This window comes from Neisseria sp. P0001.S005 (assembly GCF_051963715.1).
In genome coordinates, this window is sequence record NZ_JBQCTZ010001049.1 from 1 (window position 1) to 241 (window position 241).

The following is a 241-nucleotide window of genomic DNA, read 5'->3' on the forward strand; positions in this document are numbered from 1 at the left end:
GCAACCGGCACACCGGTCAAAGCCGTTGCATTACCGGCCGCGATACGCGCATCGGCTGCTTTGGCCTCAGCAAGGGTTTTATCTTGATCGATGGTAACGTAGCCGTTGATGGCAGGATTTTTCGCAGCAATAGCGGCCAAATATTCGGTCGCCAATTCGACTGAGGAAATTTGTTTGGATTGCAGCAGGCTGCTGGCTTGTTTGAGCGTGTAAGCGGTCATTGTGCCGTACTTTCTATAAA

General features: G+C 51.5%; 1 pseudogene. It reads right to left on the reverse strand.

The window, feature by feature from the left end:
* Positions 1-221 (reverse strand): annotated as a pseudogene (locus ACTHSP_RS24020) (Asp-tRNA(Asn)/Glu-tRNA(Gln) amidotransferase subunit GatA); the annotation flags it as partial.
* Positions 222-241: the final 20 nt, after the last annotated feature.